Consider the following 18,389-nt stretch of genomic DNA (forward strand, 5'->3'; position numbering starts at 1 on the left):
CTGAACTACAATAGCAGCTGAAATGATCTTTCAAACGGCTTATCATAATATTTTCCACTTGTCAGCTGTTCAACAAACGGCCGAATTAGATCAGCTTGCGTGGAATGAAAGTCCGAAGCTCCGAAGCGTTCAAGCCACGCTTGCTGCAGCTCTACAATTTCGATATCTTGCTTTAATGCTTTCTTAAGAAATGGTGAGAGAACCATTTTTTTGAGCGCATTTGGAATCAAGCCCCGCTTCATCGTAACTACCGCGTATATGTCTTGGAAGGACTCTGATGTCGGGCGGATAATCGCTGTAATCATAAGAGTCAAGCCCTTCGATGAACGATATTCGATTTGAGCGATTCCCGGCATAAAAAATCTTCCATAGCTTGTTTGTCTTTCGGGTTCAAATACTTTGGAGATGAAGCCAGCCTGCTTGGATTCTCCGCTATACTCTATTTCTACGAAATCACAGCTTGCTGCTAGTTTGGCCGTAACGGTTTGCCTATGCTTATCCGTTCGAATTAATCCAGCATGAACATAGTGCGTATGCGTCGCATCCAAAAAATTTTCCACCGTATTATTCAAATTTCCTGCGACCGATGTCTTCCATACAAAGGAATAATACTGTACGTCCCGCATAAAGGGTAACGCAAAGGGCTGATCAGTTCTCTTCCCTTCCTTCTCCTCCTCCGATGAATCCGAAGGAAGCTTAGCCCATATGAAACCATCCTGCTCCTTAACTGCTATCACAGTCGCCCGGGTATGCTCGCTTGGAGAGTAAGAGCATAGCCCGGGTACGCGCACACATTCACCTTGACCATCAAATTCCCAGCCATGATACGGACAAATGAGTACATCATTTCTAATCTTGCCCTTGGATAACGGCACATTGCGGTGAGGGCATCGGTCAAGCAGGGCATGAATGCCTCTCTTTGTTCGGAAGAGCACGATCGGCGTATCGAGCAGAGATAGGGACAGCGGCTTTTTGCCAAGCTCCTGGGAACGACAAGCAACCAGCCAATATTTTGTTAAATAGTTATCGCTCATAATTTATATTTCCTCATTAGCGGCACCCCGATTTTATTTAATATTGCGCCAAGAATTGTCCAGGCCCATCTTCTTCCAAGGGGCAGATGCTTTACATATACCGCACTATATTCTATAGCCGGCGCTGCGCCGCGAATTCGTTTGAAATGGGCTGCGCCCGAGCTAAGATGCAGCAGCTGCTCACGCTCAGCCGCTTCCTTCAGCACCATAGCCATCAGCATCCGATAAAGTCCAATTTCTTGAGGCAAGCTCGTGTTATAGCCAACGAGAGGGACCGTAATCACATCGCCGCGAATAAAACAGCCGACAACGCCTTGCAATATACCATCCGAATCGCGCAAACCCATCATATGCAAAAGCTTATGCTCATGAGCATTGCGAATATACGCCTCCGTAAACTGAGGATTAAGAGCCGAATATTTATCGATATAGAGAAGCTTGTAAAGCTCTTCTATTCGTTTATAGTCATTCTGATTAATGTCAGCATGGGAAATACGGCTGTATGAAGAGCGAAGCAGAAGCTTCTGGTCCCAGCTGCTGTTTTGTTTTTTTAGATAAAGCGGGTTTCTGCCGTCAAAAAAATAAACCTGGCGGCTGGGCACCATCACATACCCCTGTTCAAGCAATTCCTTCATGAACGTCCCGTTCGTAACCTCATTTAAAGAACGAAAAATAAGGGCATGATCGGGGAAACCCTCCACTAAACGGCTTGTTAGCTGTGGAAGCTGCTCCCCTTCTCGACCATCATAAAGATTTGTTGATAAGAGCCAGTTATTCAAATGGATATTGCGGTTGATTCTCGCAGCCTTTAATAGAGGAGCGATTGAAGAAATAATGGCGCGCAGCACGCCTCGAACCAGCTTCATATTAAATAAATAAAGCTCTTCCTCCGCGTAGCTGATATAGGTGGAATACGGAGAGCAAACATAGGAATTCGTATATTCCGTATCGTTCACTGTCATCGGCAGCAGCTGCCTTCCTGCTTGCAGCAAATAAAAGCTCGTGCGGACGTTGCGGAAATGGTTCTCTGTTCCATCCTGCATTAGTGGCAAAGCATATGCCAATTCCATCTGGTGCTGTCCGCTTTGCTGCAGCTGAGCTAACAAGGGATGACTCGAGTCGAGCCAATCAATCATCGATCCCATAAGTCCTCCCCATTCCATTCGATATTTGCTGTAGCGGCATCCTTAAAGCTAATTCGCTTCGTGAAGCAATCATAAATCGTCTCAGCCAGGCTCTGGGCATGGAATAAAGGTACAAGACGATCTTCACGGTCATAGAGAACATCCTTGGCATATTTCACATCTGCTGCCCAGCGACGTATTCCCTGGAAGCCATGATAGAGCGGATTAGCAAGCATCGCATACGCAATCATTCTAGGCTTCGTCTTAGCTTCGGGATGAACTCCCGGATTGTGATCAACAACCGATTGTTCCATCATACGAGCCAGCATGTTCGGTGCCATCACATGCAGGCCGCTTGTCGTTCGGGGATTGCATTCCAGTACATACAACTGCCCGTCATTCCCTTGTATAAAATCAAACGCGATATGGCCGGTGAAATGGTGCTGATGCACAAACTGCTCCGCGAAGCGCTCCATTTCCATATGTCTGATGGGGTGAAAATAGTAACTGGACGCCTTCCCGAGACGATAAAGCGGCTCATAGCAGGAATGCGCCTGTATTCGTCCGTCCACCGCAATATGATAGCTGCAATATTCCTTCCCGGCTATATATTGCTGAGCGATCCATTGGTCATGCTCAGAAGGTTCAATTCTGGCCAGCTTGTCAGCGGCTGGAGCAATCAACGTGCGAGCTCCGAAACGGGAATAGATCGGCTTAAATACATAATGCTCGCTCTTCTGAGGGAGCAATTGCAAATCTTCCGCTGACCTCAGTAAGGTCGTCGGTGGTGTTCGAACGGAGCAATGCTCGGTTAAAAGCGAGAATTCCCACTTGTTGTGAAGCTTGCTTAGCTTCTCAAAGCTGTCGCAGAACACTCGGCAATATTTATTCAGAATGTGTGCGCCTTTGGCAATATAAAATATTTCCTCGCAGCTCGGGATAAGAATATCGATGCGGAATTTTTGAATAATCGCTATCAAGCTATCTATAAATAATCGATATTGATCTCTCGGGGAGGGAATCGTAAAGTTTCTTGTCACTGCATTTGATGCTTTGCAAACAGGGTATTTTACACAATCAGCTGTATACACATCGAACCCCGCACGTTTAAGCTGCCTCGCCATATCCAGAGCGGTATAGGATCGACTTCCCGTTATAAGCAGCTTCATCCGCCGGACTCCACCGCATACCGGCGTTCAATTCGGCGCAGCTTCTGCAGTCCTGACTGAGACCGGTATGGAACGAAGCGAACATGCGCCGCTTTACATTGTATTTCCGCAAACAAGCTCCGCAGCTGGCCTGTTAGCGCATCCTTTACAGATTCTTCCTCTCCGTCAATTCGGAGAGCGGCAACGAGCTCAGTCTCTGACAGCTGGACGATCTTATATTCCAGAATCCGGTCAGATGACATCATAACCGCTCTACGGATAAAATCAGGAAAAATCGGAATACGATGGTTCGTCTGATCGTGCAGCCCGAAGAACAAATCATCCATGCGTCCCCCTACCGATTCAATAGCAGTAAAAACAGAGCCGCAAGGACAAGGCTTCTCACTCTCCGTGAGCATATCATTTAAACGGTATCGTATAATCGGCTGGGTCAGCCTTGAGAAGTCCGTAATGATCGGCGTAAAAATACGTCGTGTGGCATCGATATACTCACGCTGAATGACGAGAATGTCTTCATTTAAATGAAGCGTCCCATGCTCGCAAGAAGCTGCCAGAAAACCTTCCGTGCATTGATAAACCTGATGCAGCGATGTCTGAAAAGCTTCTTCTATATAGCGCTTATCGATGGGCTCCAGCACCTCCGCCACAGATATGACTTTGATGGGAGCTATTAACAAAGTCCCCTGCAGCTTAGCTTCCGACAAGAAGCGAAGCATAGAGGGAGGAGCTACAAGAATGGTCGGTTGCAGCAGGTTTAATTTCTCGATTTGCTCCTGCAGCGGCTTGATCATGTCATAGAATTGGAATTGAAGCCGCCTGGAATGAACGGTCTGATACAGATTGCTGTCCGCTCTTAAGAAGAAAGCAATCCGATGTTTGGATAATAGCGAGCCCGGCAGCACCTTCGCCAAAACCGTACCCGCCCATGCTGCTCTCTCCTCCTCGCTTACAAGGAATATGCCGCGATTTCCGGAAGTACCGGACGAGAGCCCAACAGTAACGCCTTTCAACTGAGAGGAGAAGTCCCGTTCACGTTCCGCGCGAATAGCTATCTCGAACGCTTCTTTTTTCGTTATGCCCGCCGTATTCAGAAGATCAAATTGCTCCATCATGATCGCCTTGTTGGTTGTCTTCCAAATTCGCCAATTGTCCAAGGGCAAATCCTTATAATATTGCCCGTAAAACTTCGACTTTCTTCGAATGCCCTTCAGAAATGACTTCACCTTAAGCTGCTGCCAAGCCTCCAGCTCTTCTCTGCTTCTCCATCGATTTCTGCGGTACTTTGCCAGTCCATAATGCATGAGAAGCTTTATTACTCTCATCAACGATCACCCTCTGTTGGATCTAGTCGACTTCCGCACATTCGCCAAGCCTCCTCGCAATGCGTAAATAGCATAGGCAGCTCGGGATTCAATCGATTCAGCTCTACTAAACGGCTGAAGGTTTCCTTATATTGCTTGGCATGGTCAAACACAAGAAAGGCCAGCGGATGCGGCAGGCGATTCTCCTTCACTGCACGGGCTGACCAGCATGCATCCGCTCCCAGCAGAATGTGGTTTTCACTTTCATCTTGCATAATAACGCCGAACTGATGCAGGGCATGCCCTGACAGCTCCAAAGCAATGAGCTTCCCATCGCCTAGCAGATCGAAACCGTTCTTGAAGGGTGCAAAGCTGGCGTGCAGTGCCACGACTTGCGCATCCTCGATCCACCTAACTCTTGCTTCAAAGCCAGACGGAATGAGCTCTGGCAGAAAGGCACGCTTCACAGCCGCAAACCCTTTAAGCGGCTTGATTGATTGATAACCAGCCCGTGAACAAATGAATTCCGCATTAGGGAAATCATTCAGACCGCAAATATGGTCGGCATGAAAATGTGAAATAAAAACCATTCGAACTTCTGAAGGCGAGAAGCCTGCTGCCTTGACATGCTGAGCCGCCGAACGTTCATGACGGATGCTGACTGGCGTAATCCAACGATACAAACGATATGGAAAACGTCGTGTCGCTTCATAGAATTGCTCTGAATAGCCGGTATCAAACAAAATCAAGCCCAGCTCGGGATGCTCGATCATTGCAAAAATACCAGGAAAGGAGATATTTCCCCATCTTCCTCCCCGGATCGAAAGGGCCTCCAATTGCTTGCAATGCCCTGTACTAAAGAGTGAAATGTTCAATGTATCGTTTCCTGCTCCTTCCACCACTGGCAAAAGCGCTGTATGCCTTCGTCAATCGTAACAATTGGCCGATAGCCAAGCTCTCGTTCGGCCCTTGATATATCCAGCGTTTGGCTGTATGCGAGTATCCCTACCGTATATCTAGTCATAAGCGGCTCTTTTTTCACCCATGGCAGCTTTGCTACAGACTCCATCAAAGCGGCAGCGGCAAAGCCAACGGGATAGGCAATCGATTTGTAATGGAAAGGCGTATCAAGCCGCTCAAACAATCGCGATAATAGATCAAACAGCTGTACTGGCTCGCCATTCGTAATGTTATATTTTTGTCCCAAGGTGCTGCTATCCGCACGCAAGCAGCATAGGAGCGCTTCTGTTACGTTATCGATGTACGTAACGTCGATCAGTGCGCGTCCGCCTCCAAAAACCGGCAAGAAACGTTGTTCATTTGCCCTCATTAAACGTGGGAAAATCGCTGTATCCCCAGGCCCAAACAGCGCGCGCGGACGAATCGTCACGACAGGCAGTCCCGCCTCGAATGCCCGATCAATTTCCGCCTCCGCCAACCGTTTCGTAGCCGCATAGCGATTAACGCCACGCTTTGGAAGTTGCTCATCCTCTGTTATTAACAAGCGATCGCGGTAATCGAAATAAATCGAAGGAGTGGAAACATAAATGAGCTTCTTTACCCCGTATTTGAAGCATCCCTCAATCACCTGCCGTGTTCCAACAACATTAGACTCAAAAAAATCTCTATAAGCTCCCCAAGGCGATGACAGTGCTCCGCAATGAAAAACAAAATCGTGGTCCTTTATCGCCTCTGCCAAGTCGGGCGATGACAAGTCGAGACGCAGAAACCGCGCGCCCTTGTCTGCCAGCAGTTTACCTTCTCTTTCATTTCGGCCGACAGCCGTAACCTCATGCCCTTCCGCCAACAAGCGGCCGCTCAAGTTTTTACCTAGAAATCCGGTTGCACCCGTAATAAGCGCCTTCATATTAACCATTCCATTCAATATCATGTGTGGAGAATGCTTTAATCGTTTTTCGCGCTTTGCGTGCTTTCCGCCATAAATCGAACATCACATAGCCCTGCGCTAGAAATGGCTTCGGGTCCTTCCACTGAAAAATAACATCCTTGCCGCTTGCCATCGAGACAAGCCAGTGCCCAAAGCCTCGCAGCGACTTTCGCTGCTTAATCCCATAATAGAGCATGGCTGACGAAATCATCTTCGGCTTAGCTTCGCTCGGAATAATCATCCCAGCATCTGCATCCCATAGCGCTTGGTCAATCTTATCCTTCTCGCAAAATAAATGAAGCCCGCTCGTTGCTCTTGGATTGCATTCCAGCGGATTGATCTCACCGCCCTCATCGATAATGAAATCAAATGCGATCTGTCCCGTAAAGCCGATATGATGGACAAATGCTTGAACCCACTTAAGAAGCTCAGGATGACCGCATGGCTTAAAATAAATACTTGCCCCCATTCCTGCGGTGAAATCGACCTCGTAATCTGTGTATGCGTATACTTTTCCTTGTTGTGCAATCGCGTATGTGCAATATTCCCGTCCCTTTACGAATTGCTGAGCAACCCACGGATACTCCTTCGATAGGAATAAGGCCGGTGGAAGCTCACGAGCCTCATATACGCGGGTGTAGCTTGCAAATCTGGAATACACAGGCTTGAGCACCCACTTCGCGTCAGACGAAGCGTTATGCAGCAGTTCTAAGTCATTCTGGGACTGCAGCAATATGGTTTCCGGAGCATGCAAGCCAGCCGCACCAACCAGCCCAATGAATGCCCACTTATTATGGAGCATAATGAGCTTTTCGGGATCATCTGTAAACACTTTGCAGCCCGCAATGCTGTTTTTTATTTGGGATATATAATAAATTTCTTCACAGGTGGGCACGAGCAGCTCGATATGATGGGCTTGAACGATTTCTTTGATTCGAGCTACAAAAGCTTGCTCGTTCTCCCTCGGACTGGGAAGCTTATAGAATCGGCTTATACAATTGGAGAACCGGATAAGCGGATTAGCCAAGCTGTCGGCCGCATAAACCGTATGTCCAAGCGCCGATAGCTGCCTTGCCAGCTCCAATGCGGCTGGAGCTCTGCCGCCTGTTATTAAAACTGCCTGATTGCCAGTTGATTCATTAATATTCAAGAACCATCCCACCTAAAGATACGCCTGCGGATATACCGACTAATGCAAGGTAATCCCCTCGCTTGAGACGGCCTTGATGAATGGCTTCATGAAGACCCATTGGCAAGGAGGCGGCTATCGTATTCCCATGATTTTCGATTATATTCATAAATTGCGAGTCAGATATTTCCAATTTCTTCTGCAGCAGACGCATGGCCATCGCACTTCCCTGATGAGGAATGACCAGCTTCATCCCGGACATTTGAGCGCCTGCATCGGCAAACAAACGATTAAGAAACTCAGGCAGCAGCTTGGATGTTTTCCTAAATAAGGCTTCCCCCTGCATTTGAAAGAGGTACTCGTCGGCATTGCTCCTGCCATACTGCGTAGACGGCAGCTTGGAGCCGCCACCCCGCACCTCGGAAAGTGAATGGCCCGATCCATAGGTTTCGATGCGCGAGGCTAGAATCCTCGAATGCTCGTCATCTGTGGATTTGCCAATAATGACTGCCGCAGCGCCATCTCCGAATAGAATGGAGCTTTCGGGATCTTTATAATTTAAGCCAACAGATGCTATCTCAGGAGCAACGATCAATACTCTCCTGTATCTTCCGCTGTCTACCAAATACGAAATCAAATCGAAGCCAGCCAGAAACGAAAGACAGGTCGAGTTGACATCAAAGCAAGGTACACCTGATTCCCCTTGATTCATTTCCATTTGAATAATAGCTGCCGTACACGGAATGGGCTGCTCCGGAATTGAATTCGTACAAATGATGCAATCTATATCCCGAAAGGAAAGCCTCGCATCAAGAAGCGCTGCAATTGCCGCCTTTGCCCCCATTTGAGATACCGTCTCGCCATCCGCATAATGCCTAATTCGAACACCGGATTTTTTAAAAACCCAGCCTTTTCGTTTTCCTAGCTGCTCATCAAGCTGCTCCGCAGTTACTTGTCTGCTCGGCAAATATTTTCCGGTACCTAAAATTTTAGTTCGTCTAGTTTGCATGAGTCACCAGCCAATTTTCGCTAATTTTCAACTTATATTAATTGATCTAGCTTTCCATATAGAAGTACTATCTTTTTCAAGGGCTTTGTTAGTGATATACAAAAAAAAGCATCTGCCTGTTTGCTGCAAAAGCTCTTCATATTCATTTGAAATTATGAACCGAACTAGCGTCAGAGAGCTTGTTGCAATAAGGCAGATTTGGTCTGCAATGCGTATTTTATCGTAATTTGCTTCGTTTTTTGTTTCTGCAGCTGCTCATGATCAAGAAAGAAGGTCTCGTCGTTCAGCAAGTGAAATAAGGCTTGTTTGGCCGCTTGTGCAGCTAAAGCTTCATCTTCAAGCAAGAAATAAGCCATTTGGTAACAGTAGACCTCATACTGTTTAAGAACTGCTGCCTTTCGCTGCAGCTCTTGCTTCCTGCTTATTGTCGTCTCCACCATACATACTCACCTTCCTACTATCCTTACTCCACTATACAGTAGGATAATTCATCCACATAGTACTATATTTCCTTAGTACCTTATAAACTTAGGAACGGTATTTAGACATTAGTCTACAAAATTTGCATTAGACTGCTGACTACAACTACAATAGAGATTATGAGATCATATCTACTTTAGGAGGGCAATAAGCATGAGTACATTTAAAACTTGGCTGCAAAACAGCAAGCAAGGATTAACGGATCAGGTCAAAAAATTCAAGAACAAAGACTTTATGGATGCAGTAGTTGCCGGTTGCGCAATAGTGGCGGGTGCCGACGGATCGATCGACTCAAGCGAAAAGCAAAAAATGGTCGGCTACATAAGCAGAAGCGAAGAATTGAAAGTTTTTGATATCTCAGATGTCATCAATCGGTTCAATCATTATGTAGGAAATATCGAGTTCGATGCCATGATTGGTAAACAGGAAGCATTGAAAACTATTGCGAAATTTCACAGCAAGCCCGAAATCGGCCGTGTTATTGTAGGTGTATGCTGTGCAATCGGGGCAGCTGACGGCGATTTTGACCCAACTGAAAGAGCAGCCGTAAGCGAAATCTGCAATACTCTAGGGCTAAACCCAAGCGAATTCAACATATAATACATGATATGCATAACTGGAAACATACCGACCTCATCGCTCACAGGCAATGAGGTCAAGCTTCGCTCTCTCCCCTATTCCCTTGCACGCTGCCACGTACTTACCATCATAACGTACAATTCCTCAAGCGAGATTGATATGGCTGATTGAGCGATATTGACGGGCGCTTGCACCATGCCTTTATTCATTCTCATCAACCATTTTTTCAAACCGCTCTGCTGAGACATAAAATGATCTGTATCTTCCAGCTTCAATCCGATAAACTTCTGCCCCATAAACTCATAGATCGAAATTTCCTGTATATCTGTCCAGTTCAGCTTGCCGCCGCCTATCCCCCTTTATCCATTACACAAAAAAGGAATAATCAACCATGCACTCACCCATAAAATATATCAAAACTCCAACTTAAGGAAAAGTGCCAGAAATGCATTGTACTGGTGCATGTTCTTCACAATAGCCCAATTTATAGGGATAAGTGCCCTTTTTCTGTTCCCCGCATATTCTAAAGTATGTAAAAGAGGAGGAATACCATGATACAAAATCAACCTAATACGTTTAATCAGCCTTATCGAAACACGGAAAATGTTCATGATTTAAATTCACCAAAGCAGATGCAGCCTGCTATGAATGTGAATCCAATGGCCCAAGAAGGCGCACACCAAATAACCCATTGCATATGCTTCCATGATCCTTATTCTATGCATGATCCTTATTCTATGCATGATCCTTATTCCATGCATGATCCTTATTCCATGCATGACATCCATCCTGCAATGTTCAATCCGTGGGATTTCCACGACCATCTTCATCCTCATCCTCACCATGCAGCAGGCTGGGAATTCACCGCTATCGACTATCACCATGGTTGGTTCCACCCAAGTGATTATCACGAGCATGACTACCATCCCGTTGGACACCACTCTTGGGATGACGATGGGCACCACTGGTAATCTAACACCTGCAGAAGTATCCAAACAAGAAATGGCGGAGCAAGAATTATTCTTGCCACGCCATTTCTTTCATTTGTCTATCATGATTAGCAGCCCATGCTTCCCTCTAGTCGGACACACCCACGATAGGGACCGATTGGAATTTGGATCAGGCTGGTTTGCCCGTACGAAGCCATTCCGTATATATCATCGCTCATACTCGCATCGAACCCGAGAAGCGGACGGCCTCCCATCCCAGAAGCGGATGCAGCAAGCAATAATCGTTGAACGAGCATTCCTGCCTCCATTTGCTGAATGCGGTAGCCACGATAACCCAGCTGGGAATAGAGCTGGTCGATGTCTCCTGCCACATGAAAGCAAAGAGGAACCTGAGACAAGTTCACATTATCAAGTGACATCCCCTGCTGCAGCCAGGAACGATGATCCCCGGGCCGCATCATCTGAAGCGCATGAGCAGAAGCATCATAGCGGTAAGCACCGTCCCTTAGTCCCTCCACCCCATAGAAACAGCCATATAAGGAAACACGCGGAAGCGCATTGTCCTTCTCTTCCTCCGCTGCGTCCAAATCATTCCGATACATGAAGGAAGCCATTGCCTCCTGAAGCAAAGCAGCTAACTGTGTACGGCTGACTTGGCGCAGAACAAAATCAGCCTCCGGCGAATAGCGTTTCCGGCAAATCGACGCCATATCATAGATCAGCCTGTTCACTCTAGGCAAAACATCCAGATCGCTCTTTGGGACGTGCTCATGCTTCCTTCCCAACTGCTGGAATAAAGAAGCATGCTCCATTAAAGATGCCTCATTCATTCGGAGCAGCATGGGAAATTCCACAATCTTCTTAGACCTAACGAAGTGGTCATGGCGATTCGGAGTAAGTTCCCGGGTCAATCCGGCTGCGGAAGCCGCTGATGCAGTCTCTTGACCGTAAGCAAACCAATTCATATCAAGCCTTGCCGAGAGAGGAATAACTGCGTATACACTCTCCTCTTCCTGGGACAAGCATAGAAGCTGATTGACAGCCTTATCAAGAAACTGAAAATATACGCTTGCCGCAGCTCCCCACCGTTTCGCAACCTCAAGCAGCTGCCCGATCAGAACACCAGCGTCCAGCCCCTGCAAGCGATAAGAAAAATTATGGTATTTGAAAAAGTTTTTCCAAAACATGGTGGAAACAAAAACGACACCGAAACAAGCGGGTACCTCACAGCGATTCCCGAGAGCATGAGTCAAATAAGAGTCAAAATTACCTTCACGCAGCAAAATCAAGCGATGATGCGCCACATCATAATGATAGATACCAGAGGGCAAGTCCTCCAATTTCAAATATAAATACAGCTCGCTTGGATACAACCCTCCGCCGGATGGAATGAAGCGCCTGCACCTAAGCAAAGAAGGCTCCTCGTAATCATTTGAATCGGGATCTGTTACGGTATGGCTCATTTGCGTAAGACCATATACGTACCAGAGAAAATGACCCAAATTCCGAATATCTGGCTGCGCTAGCCTCCCCCCCTCTTCTAAAGTCAGCGGTATTTCCGCAGACAGCTCTACCGACGGCAAGCGCCGATAGAGCTTATAAGGAAGCGGAGCGTCCTCCCAATCTGCTTGCCAATCGTGAGGTTTAACCATATCCGGTTCGAACTGCAGCTGGTGCATAAATGTTTTCAAGCTCATCCTTATTCCTCCTCAAGCAATTGCTAGAGCTAAAGCAAACCGCTTAGAAAAAATAATCCAGCAGGTCTTATGGAAAAGGATGGGGATGCGGGTTAAGCTGCGCGGAAGTAAGCGGTTCTTTCGTATAGCCCAGTACCATTGGAATTTTAAATACTCGCTCCAAACCTGATAAACGGGTAAGGTGGTGACCGAATGTCATCGGAAGCATACCCGGAATCAATACCTTCACGCAATGTAGGCCATTTCGAATCGTTTCCGGCGTTGTCTGATCTACTACGATCACATTCAATTTCAGTTGATCGAATACACTTAGAATTCCTTTTAAATCCTCGGTCAAGTCACTATGACTGCTCCTTGGTTTAAATTCATCTTGAAATGTGCGCAGCGGAACATTGGAATTCAGCAGAAATGACAATCGTTCCTCTGCTTGCGGCAAGCTGTACAGCATGGAATGATCCTCCATTTGCTGCACCAGAAATGGATCATGGAGCATCTCCTCATACTGCTCTCGGTTTTTTTCGAGCTTATCGTTAAATGGCAGCAGCATGCCCGCCACTTCGTGGATCGCGCTTTTCACTGCTTTCACGGGATCAGGATGGGCTCCTGCTGCACAAATGAGGTTTACTCCTTTTTGAGTCCTATTTTTGGCCAATGCCCAAACGCTCGGAATCCCATGCTCCATCGTGGAGTTGAACAAATACACATCATATCCTGCTACTTCCTGCAAGCGCTCCACCATCAAGCTTAATTCCAGATCGCCGGCAGAGAACGGATCAAGGCGTGGGAGTGGCAGCTGCGCGTACCAAGTCATCAGGAATGAATCACGTTCTACTACCTCCATAATGCCATAGAAAATGGCTTCCTCTAGGCTGCCGCCTAATGCGCATCCATTGGAAGTTTCATAGACAAAGCCGTGGCCGCAGCCCGAACTGTAGTAAGCTAGCCGCTCGGGTACAAGAAGGGGACGCTTCTGCAAAAAAGAATAACCCCACACCCAATCGATTTGCTGATCGGGATCAAATGGCATAAATGGAAAATTAGGCCGTTCATAGTTCTCTTTCGCATGAACACCCACTTGTACGGGATCAAGCGCTTGATCATTTATATTGTGGAAGCTGTCATGGACTGTCGTCTGTTTGCCGCGGGGCGACATTCCGCAGTAACGCTCCAAGCCCTCCAATATAGCAGTCATCTCGCTGTCTGCGTAGGAATGAGTCCGCCCCGCACAACCCTCGTCTCCCGAGAAAAATGGCAGGTTAATACTAGCATCTGCAAACGGCGATGTGAGGTCAATCATTTTTCCATTCAGAAAACCCATTCGAGCGTCTAGATACTCTTTGGATAGTACGCCCTTCAGCTCATCCTTCGGACGACAACGGTAACTATCTGCGCTGACCTTGAGACTTGGCCGCAGCGAGATCAGGGCCGCACTCGCCGTATCCTCCGGCTGGAAGCTGCAGACTGGGCACTGCGGATCAGGCAAGAAGAAGTGCATGGAGCTGCTTAGCGTTTGTAGATTAATTAAATATACCCGCTCTTCCGTCTTGGCACGGCTGTTTCGCAATATCTTTCCAGCTTCCTCCGCAATCAAATGCGCCATCTGCAAAAGTGCTGTTCGCGAAGCCCAAGCATCACGGCGTATGAAACTTTGCATCGACTGCCTATGCTGCAGCTCCCACATTTCCTTGCGGTCATTACCTGCCAATAAACGACGCATATCCGCACATTGGGAGCATCCCTGCTCGCCTGGACGAACCAGCGGTCCCACCACACCCTCGCCAAATGAAACAAATCCACGCAGCCAAGGCGTTCCTGACTGCTGAAACACCTCTTCCGCCATCTCGTGTATTGAAGGATTCCATTCATCATTCAACACCAACGCTAATTTCACAGCTTCCGGGATTTCGGAAACCAGATCCTTTTGACGCGTGATCTTGTAATGATCAGCCAACTGTTCATAGACGAAATCCGAGAGCAGGCCTTCTCCAATTAGCGCTACGACAGTATTCATGCTGATTCCTCCTCTCCCAGCGATACGCCAAACACGCCCGCTAATTCCTCTTTCAGGAATGATTCACAAGCCAGATTGTAGACGGAAATTTGCTTGTCATTTTCTTTCAAAATTTGCAAGGCTGACTGTAAAGCGAGACGATGATCAGAGTCTTCATAGGCAGAAATCAACATATTTTGCGGTGTCTCAGCTTCCAGAGAGACAGAAGAAATCCTCAGCGCTTGTTCTTGCTGGAAAATTTCTTTATTCTGAGCTTCTAATAAAGCCTGTTGGAGCGCTTTTCGCAGCGCGAGCGTTAGATTCAAGCCAACACTGCCATGCCAACCGCCATTTATTCCAATCCACACGACAGGAAAGCCCATTAATTTGTTCCCTAATCCAATCAGCGGTGCTCCCAGCATGGTTGTTAAGACTGTCAAATAATAATGGCATTGTTTATCCTCGACTGCGCTTAGCTGCAAATATTTGATAGATGGCTTGCTCTCCGCCAGCTGTGTGCGCAGCTCTTCTGCTAAACACTTCTGCAATCCTCGACTGATGCCCTCTGAAGCCGTCACTCCCGCTCCAACACCTACAAAAAGATTAGTGGTGCTTACTGCTTCGCTATGAGCTGAAGTAGACCTTACGAGCTGATCCGCCATTTGTGATACATATTTTTCTAAACCGGCGAGCCCCGCTTCCCTTCGTGCTTCATCATGCTTTAGTGCATTGCAGACAATGGCGGGAAGCAGCTCTGCCGGCCCGTCGGATAATGGGCTGACAGGCTGAACAAGGCATTGAGCTAGCGGAAGCTGTGTCAGTTCCCCCTCGTCCCATACATGAAAAATTCCTGTTTCCATGGATGTTAGCTGGTTGAAATAATGGAGTATGCCATCTGATTCCTTTTCAATTGGACTCTGCAGCAGAAGACTCTCCAAATCCTCTATCCTCTCAGCCGCCAGACTCCCATGAACAAGCGGGTGCGGATAAAAGCGATGCCAGCCTCCTTCCAATGTTTCTAAATCCAGCAAAAACAAACTATTTCTCAGTTCCGGGACCAATACCTCCACAGCCGCTTTAAACCATTGAAACACAACTACATTCGCAAGCATGGCATCCGATGTAGAGGATCTCACATGCTGCTCACGGTCGCTGCAAAGCGCGGCTTGATGGATGCGCCTCCGTGCCGATTCCCAGCAGCCCTCCCATTCTGGATGTATCAGCGGACCTGCTACACCTCTTTGCCCTAAGTACATAGTCGGCAGCAGCAGCTTCTTTTCCTCTCTGCAAATAGCGTGAATAGTCCTCCATTCGAAAGAATCGCTCTCTTGTGATACGTATAATATCGATTGAAATGGCTGCACAGCCTTGCGCCAGTCCACCCCCTCCTCACTTTGCGACATACAGGTCTCCTCAACCTCAACCTCAACCTCAGAGTCCATTTGACGAGCATGCTGCACCAACTCAGTTAAGCGTTCCCGATTAGTAGAGACTGCATCTGTGATCAGAACATGGAATTTGGGCATTCCAGATTCCAGCAGGCACTTCATAAGAGATAATAAAAACGATCCAGAACCAATTACCAGCACCTTCGCCTGACGATACTGCTGAAAGCGATATGCGCCTGATCCGCCAAAGCTGTCCAAAAATTCAATTTGAGATGCATACCTTTGCAGAATGCTGTCTGGCAATTGATGCGGCTGATCCTCACTCACATTTCGAACATAACCGTTTGCAACTAGAACAGAGGCGATTTCGTATACCCGTTCTCGATATGGCTCCGGCAATCCATTCGTCAAATCACCCATTGTGTATTCCCCGGTGAACATAGGCATCAATTTTTCAATCCACTGATTGATTGAGCTGCCTTCCATACGGAATGATCCAACATTATTTCGAAAATAAACGCCACCATCCTGCATAGGGAGAAAAAACATGTCCCCTTTCACTTTAAGACGCATAGAAGGATTCAAATTCCATTCCTCCTTACCTTCGATTTTCAAAAACAAGTGCATAGTTCCCTCTTTCATGCTATGTAGAGCTATTTGTCCCTCATTCCTTAACTTATGTAGAGAGGTGCCCCTGTCAGCGATTAAACGCTTGCAGGGGCACCTTCATTCTCAAATAAACACAACCGTCTGCTTTACATTAGCGACAACGGGCACAGCCGCCGCAACGGGCACAGCCACCGCAGCGAGCACAGCGGGCACAGCCGCCTCCACAACCGCCACAACCACCGCAGCCGCCACAACCGCCACAAAATCCTACGCAGAAGAAAAGACATAGACGTGGATCACTTGGAACATTCGGGCCCTGCCCTCCATTAGGCGTCATCCCACTTGCTTGGAAAGCGTCCATATTCAAGTTCTGAAGCTCATTTTGGAAATCAGTCATCTCAATAACCTCCGTTTGCTATTCGTTACTTGACCACCGACGGGAAAGAAATAAGAATGCAAAATTTCAGCTGGAAAAATTAATTTCAGTGCCGATGACACTTCACTCCTTATATTTATGAAAATTCCTCCGCTTGTGTTCCTAATACAGCTGTACTCATTTATTTATACGCTAATAACAAACCCGCTCTTTGGAGTTGATCTATTAATCTATTCTTATGAATGGTCCTTTTCTGTCTGTTTTCTAGCAAAATGAGCTTATGACTAACACAGCTGGTAGATTCGTTTCATAGCATATAAAGAGTCAATTAAAGGAGGAGATTGAATGCCAGGACCATTATCAAGAGGTAATCGTTCAGAAGAGAATAGCGGCAACGGTACTGGAGGCAACCGGAACAATAGCACTGCGGACAACAGTAACAACGCCACTGCTGGCAACCGCAACAACGTTACTGCTGGCAACCGCAACAATGCCGCTCCAGGCAACCGCAACAATGCCACTGCAGGCAACCGCAACAATGCCACCGCTGGCAACCGTAACAACGCTACTGCGGGCAACCGTAATAACGCCGCTCCAGGCAACCGCAACAACGCCGCTCCAGGCAACCGCAACAATGCCACTGCAGGCAACCGCAACAACGCCGCTCCAGGCAACCGCAACAATGCCACTGCAGGCAACCGTAACAACGCTACTGCGGGTAACCGTAATAACGGCTCAAAGGGCAACCGTAACAACGGCTCAAGAGGCAAGCGCAGCGGCCGCTAAGACCGAATCAGTTCACGATCTCAGGTTGCCGAGAGCATCTTGGCAACCTGCAAGATCATCATACATATCGCAAGAAAACGAGAAGACCCATGCACAATTGCATGGATCTTCTCGTTATTTCATCTATTTTATGATAGCGGAACTTGTTTGGATAGCTGCTGGAATTTATCTAAATAAGACTTTATTTCGGGTTGAATGCCTTGTAAATATTTAAGCACTTGTTTATTTTGCTTCACCATAGAAGGGTTGTCATTAAATAGAGGGGAATAATGCTTCAGTACCTGACCTTTTTTGTATTGCATCGTTACAAACTCGCCGTTTTTCCATGCTTCCTGCATATTATGATTGGAACCATTCAATTGGATGAACAGCTTGCTATCCTTGTAGTTAAAGCTATATGGCGGATCGGCTGTTGAATGCGCAACAGAATACCCTGCAACAAATTGATCATTCGAGAAAGTACCTGACTGGATCTTATGAGAAGCTACCGCTCCATTAGAATCAGAGGTTTTCACGATATAAGTGCCGCTGCCTACTTTTAAATCATCTTTCCAAGCACCATTATAAGTAATTAAAAATACTTTGCCATCGATTGTATAGTTATTTACATATTTGCCCGTACCGGTTCGTTTGCCATCCACCCAATCACCAGAGTATGATTTTTGCATATTCCAAGTCATTGTACCTCTTCCATTGGGTTTGCCATCCTTCAATTGTCCGTAATAGATCACTTGATCAGAAATTTTGAGGTATTCTTTTTTTGAGGCTGCATGAGCAGTATCCGTTCCCAATGAAGCTGTGCCGAAAACGAATGCAATCGCTAAGCTGAGTAACATTAGAGCTGCTTTTCTCAATGTACATCACTTCCCCATTTCTGTAT

General features: G+C 47.0%; 18 protein-coding genes. 3 read left to right on the forward strand and 15 right to left on the reverse strand.

All coding sequences use genetic code 11. The features are described 5' to 3' along the window. Positions 1-5: 5 nt before the first annotated feature. The 9 genes from CEF13_RS19405 to CEF13_RS19445 form a co-directional block, all read right to left on the reverse strand. Positions 6-1,034, reverse strand: a complete 1,029-nt coding sequence (locus CEF13_RS19405; RefSeq protein WP_102713126.1) for an aromatic ring-hydroxylating oxygenase subunit alpha — start codon at positions 1,032-1,034, stop codon at positions 6-8. Beyond that, positions 1,031-2,179, reverse strand: a complete 1,149-nt coding sequence (locus CEF13_RS19410; protein ID WP_243864289.1) for a GNAT family N-acetyltransferase — start codon at positions 2,177-2,179, stop codon at positions 1,031-1,033. The genes CEF13_RS19405 and CEF13_RS19410 overlap by 4 nt, the downstream gene beginning before the upstream one ends. Next, on the reverse strand, positions 2,167-3,327 hold the full coding sequence (locus CEF13_RS19415) for an ATP-grasp domain-containing protein (protein WP_102713130.1): 1,161 nt from the start codon (positions 3,325-3,327) through the stop codon (positions 2,167-2,169). Before CEF13_RS19415 ends, CEF13_RS19410 begins: the two co-directional genes overlap by 13 nt. Further along, complete coding sequence (locus CEF13_RS19420; protein WP_102713132.1) at positions 3,324-4,649, reverse strand: F390 synthetase-related protein; 1,326 nt, start codon at positions 4,647-4,649, stop codon at positions 3,324-3,326. The genes CEF13_RS19415 and CEF13_RS19420 overlap by 4 nt, the downstream gene beginning before the upstream one ends. Beyond that, complete coding sequence (locus tag CEF13_RS19425; RefSeq protein WP_102713134.1) at positions 4,649-5,503, reverse strand: MBL fold metallo-hydrolase; 855 nt, start codon at positions 5,501-5,503, stop codon at positions 4,649-4,651. Before CEF13_RS19425 ends, CEF13_RS19420 begins: the two co-directional genes overlap by 1 nt. After that, positions 5,500-6,519, reverse strand: a complete 1,020-nt coding sequence (locus CEF13_RS19430) for an NAD-dependent epimerase/dehydratase family protein (protein WP_244917099.1) — start codon at positions 6,517-6,519, stop codon at positions 5,500-5,502. The genes CEF13_RS19425 and CEF13_RS19430 overlap by 4 nt, the downstream gene beginning before the upstream one ends. Further along, the gene (locus tag CEF13_RS19435; RefSeq protein ID WP_243864288.1) at positions 6,497-7,666 is read right to left on the reverse strand and encodes an ATP-grasp domain-containing protein; all 1,170 of its coding nucleotides are present in this window, start codon (positions 7,664-7,666) and stop codon (positions 6,497-6,499) included. Before CEF13_RS19435 ends, CEF13_RS19430 begins: the two co-directional genes overlap by 23 nt. Then, entirely contained in the window at positions 7,656-8,654 is a 999-nt protein-coding gene (locus CEF13_RS19440) for a beta-ketoacyl-ACP synthase III (RefSeq protein WP_102713136.1), read from the reverse strand. Before CEF13_RS19440 ends, CEF13_RS19435 begins: the two co-directional genes overlap by 11 nt. Before the next feature lie 170 nt (positions 8,655-8,824). Further along, positions 8,825-9,094 carry a hypothetical protein gene (locus CEF13_RS19445; protein ID WP_102713138.1) on the reverse strand — a complete coding sequence of 90 codons (270 nt, stop codon included), beginning with the start codon at positions 9,092-9,094 and terminating at the stop codon, positions 8,825-8,827. 193 nt (positions 9,095-9,287) lie between these two features. Here CEF13_RS19445 and CEF13_RS19450 point away from each other — a divergent pair, with 193 nt between their 5' ends. After that, the gene (locus CEF13_RS19450; protein ID WP_102713140.1) at positions 9,288-9,734 is read left to right on the forward strand and encodes a tellurite resistance TerB family protein; all 447 of its coding nucleotides are present in this window, start codon (positions 9,288-9,290) and stop codon (positions 9,732-9,734) included. A gap of 74 nt (positions 9,735-9,808) precedes the next feature. Here the strand turns inward: CEF13_RS19450 and CEF13_RS19455 are convergent, their stop codons facing one another. Beyond that, on the reverse strand, positions 9,809-10,066 hold the full coding sequence (locus tag CEF13_RS19455) for an STM3941 family protein (RefSeq protein WP_342352595.1): 258 nt from the start codon (positions 10,064-10,066) through the stop codon (positions 9,809-9,811). Between the two features lie 198 nt (positions 10,067-10,264). Between CEF13_RS19455 and CEF13_RS19460 the strand changes: the two genes are divergently transcribed. Continuing rightward, positions 10,265-10,684 carry a hypothetical protein gene (locus CEF13_RS19460; RefSeq protein ID WP_102713144.1) on the forward strand — a complete coding sequence of 140 codons (420 nt, stop codon included), beginning with the start codon at positions 10,265-10,267 and terminating at the stop codon, positions 10,682-10,684. A gap of 86 nt (positions 10,685-10,770) precedes the next feature. Here CEF13_RS19460 and CEF13_RS19465 read toward each other — a convergent pair whose 3' ends face one another. The 4 genes from CEF13_RS19465 to CEF13_RS29705 form a co-directional block, all read right to left on the reverse strand. Next, on the reverse strand, positions 10,771-12,360 hold the full coding sequence (locus CEF13_RS19465; protein ID WP_102713146.1) for a SagB family peptide dehydrogenase: 1,590 nt from the start codon (positions 12,358-12,360) through the stop codon (positions 10,771-10,773). A gap of 67 nt (positions 12,361-12,427) precedes the next feature. Next, positions 12,428-14,371 carry a TOMM precursor leader peptide-binding protein gene (locus CEF13_RS19470; RefSeq protein ID WP_102713148.1) on the reverse strand — a complete coding sequence of 648 codons (1,944 nt, stop codon included), beginning with the start codon at positions 14,369-14,371 and terminating at the stop codon, positions 12,428-12,430. Continuing rightward, positions 14,368-16,365, reverse strand: a complete 1,998-nt coding sequence (locus CEF13_RS19475) for a putative thiazole-containing bacteriocin maturation protein (protein WP_102713150.1) — start codon at positions 16,363-16,365, stop codon at positions 14,368-14,370. The genes CEF13_RS19470 and CEF13_RS19475 overlap by 4 nt, the downstream gene beginning before the upstream one ends. 105 nt (positions 16,366-16,470) lie before the next feature. Further along, positions 16,471-16,599: a hypothetical protein gene (locus tag CEF13_RS29705; RefSeq protein ID WP_425320553.1), complete on the reverse strand. Its 129-nt coding sequence runs from the start codon at positions 16,597-16,599 to the stop codon at positions 16,471-16,473. 469 nt (positions 16,600-17,068) lie between these two features. Between CEF13_RS29705 and CEF13_RS19485 the strand changes: the two genes are divergently transcribed. After that, positions 17,069-17,509 (forward strand): hypothetical protein, encoded by a 441-nt coding sequence (locus CEF13_RS19485; protein ID WP_102713154.1) that lies wholly within the window; start codon positions 17,069-17,071, stop codon positions 17,507-17,509. A 128-nt stretch (positions 17,510-17,637) separates the two neighbouring features. Here the strand turns inward: CEF13_RS19485 and CEF13_RS19490 are convergent, their stop codons facing one another. After that, entirely contained in the window at positions 17,638-18,363 is a 726-nt protein-coding gene (locus tag CEF13_RS19490; RefSeq protein ID WP_102713156.1) for an MORN repeat-containing protein, read from the reverse strand. Positions 18,364-18,389 lie beyond the last annotated feature (26 nt).

The organism is Paenibacillus castaneae (assembly GCF_002884445.1).
Taxonomy (GTDB): domain Bacteria; phylum Bacillota; class Bacilli; order Paenibacillales; family Paenibacillaceae; genus Pristimantibacillus; species Pristimantibacillus castaneae.

Bases quoted from the DNA above. Each gene is read 5' to 3' on its own strand.
- CEF13_RS19405 (WP_102713126.1), bottom strand. From the start codon at position 1,034: ATGAGCGATAACTATTTAACAAAATATTGGCTGGTTGCTTGTCGTTCC.
- CEF13_RS19410 (WP_243864289.1), bottom strand. From the start codon at position 2,179: ATGGGATCGATGATTGATTGGCTCGACTCGAGTCATCCCTTGTTAGCT.
- CEF13_RS19415 (WP_102713130.1), bottom strand. From the start codon at position 3,327: ATGAAGCTGCTTATAACGGGAAGTCGATCCTATACCGCTCTGGATATG.
- CEF13_RS19420 (WP_102713132.1), bottom strand. From the start codon at position 4,649: ATGAGAGTAATAAAGCTTCTCATGCATTATGGACTGGCAAAGTACCGC.
- CEF13_RS19430 (WP_244917099.1), bottom strand. From the start codon at position 6,519: ATGATATTGAATGGAATGGTTAATATGAAGGCGCTTATTACGGGTGCA.
- CEF13_RS19440 (WP_102713136.1), bottom strand. From the start codon at position 8,654: ATGCAAACTAGACGAACTAAAATTTTAGGTACCGGAAAATATTTGCCG.
- CEF13_RS19445 (WP_102713138.1), bottom strand. From the start codon at position 9,094: ATGGTGGAGACGACAATAAGCAGGAAGCAAGAGCTGCAGCGAAAGGCA.
- CEF13_RS19450 (WP_102713140.1), top strand. From the start codon at position 9,288: ATGAGTACATTTAAAACTTGGCTGCAAAACAGCAAGCAAGGATTAACG.
- CEF13_RS19460 (WP_102713144.1), top strand. From the start codon at position 10,265: ATGATACAAAATCAACCTAATACGTTTAATCAGCCTTATCGAAACACG.
- CEF13_RS19465 (WP_102713146.1), bottom strand. From the start codon at position 12,360: ATGAGCTTGAAAACATTTATGCACCAGCTGCAGTTCGAACCGGATATG.
- CEF13_RS19470 (WP_102713148.1), bottom strand. From the start codon at position 14,371: ATGAATACTGTCGTAGCGCTAATTGGAGAAGGCCTGCTCTCGGATTTC.
- CEF13_RS19475 (WP_102713150.1), bottom strand. From the start codon at position 16,365: ATGCACTTGTTTTTGAAAATCGAAGGTAAGGAGGAATGGAATTTGAAT.
- CEF13_RS19485 (WP_102713154.1), top strand. From the start codon at position 17,069: ATGCCAGGACCATTATCAAGAGGTAATCGTTCAGAAGAGAATAGCGGC.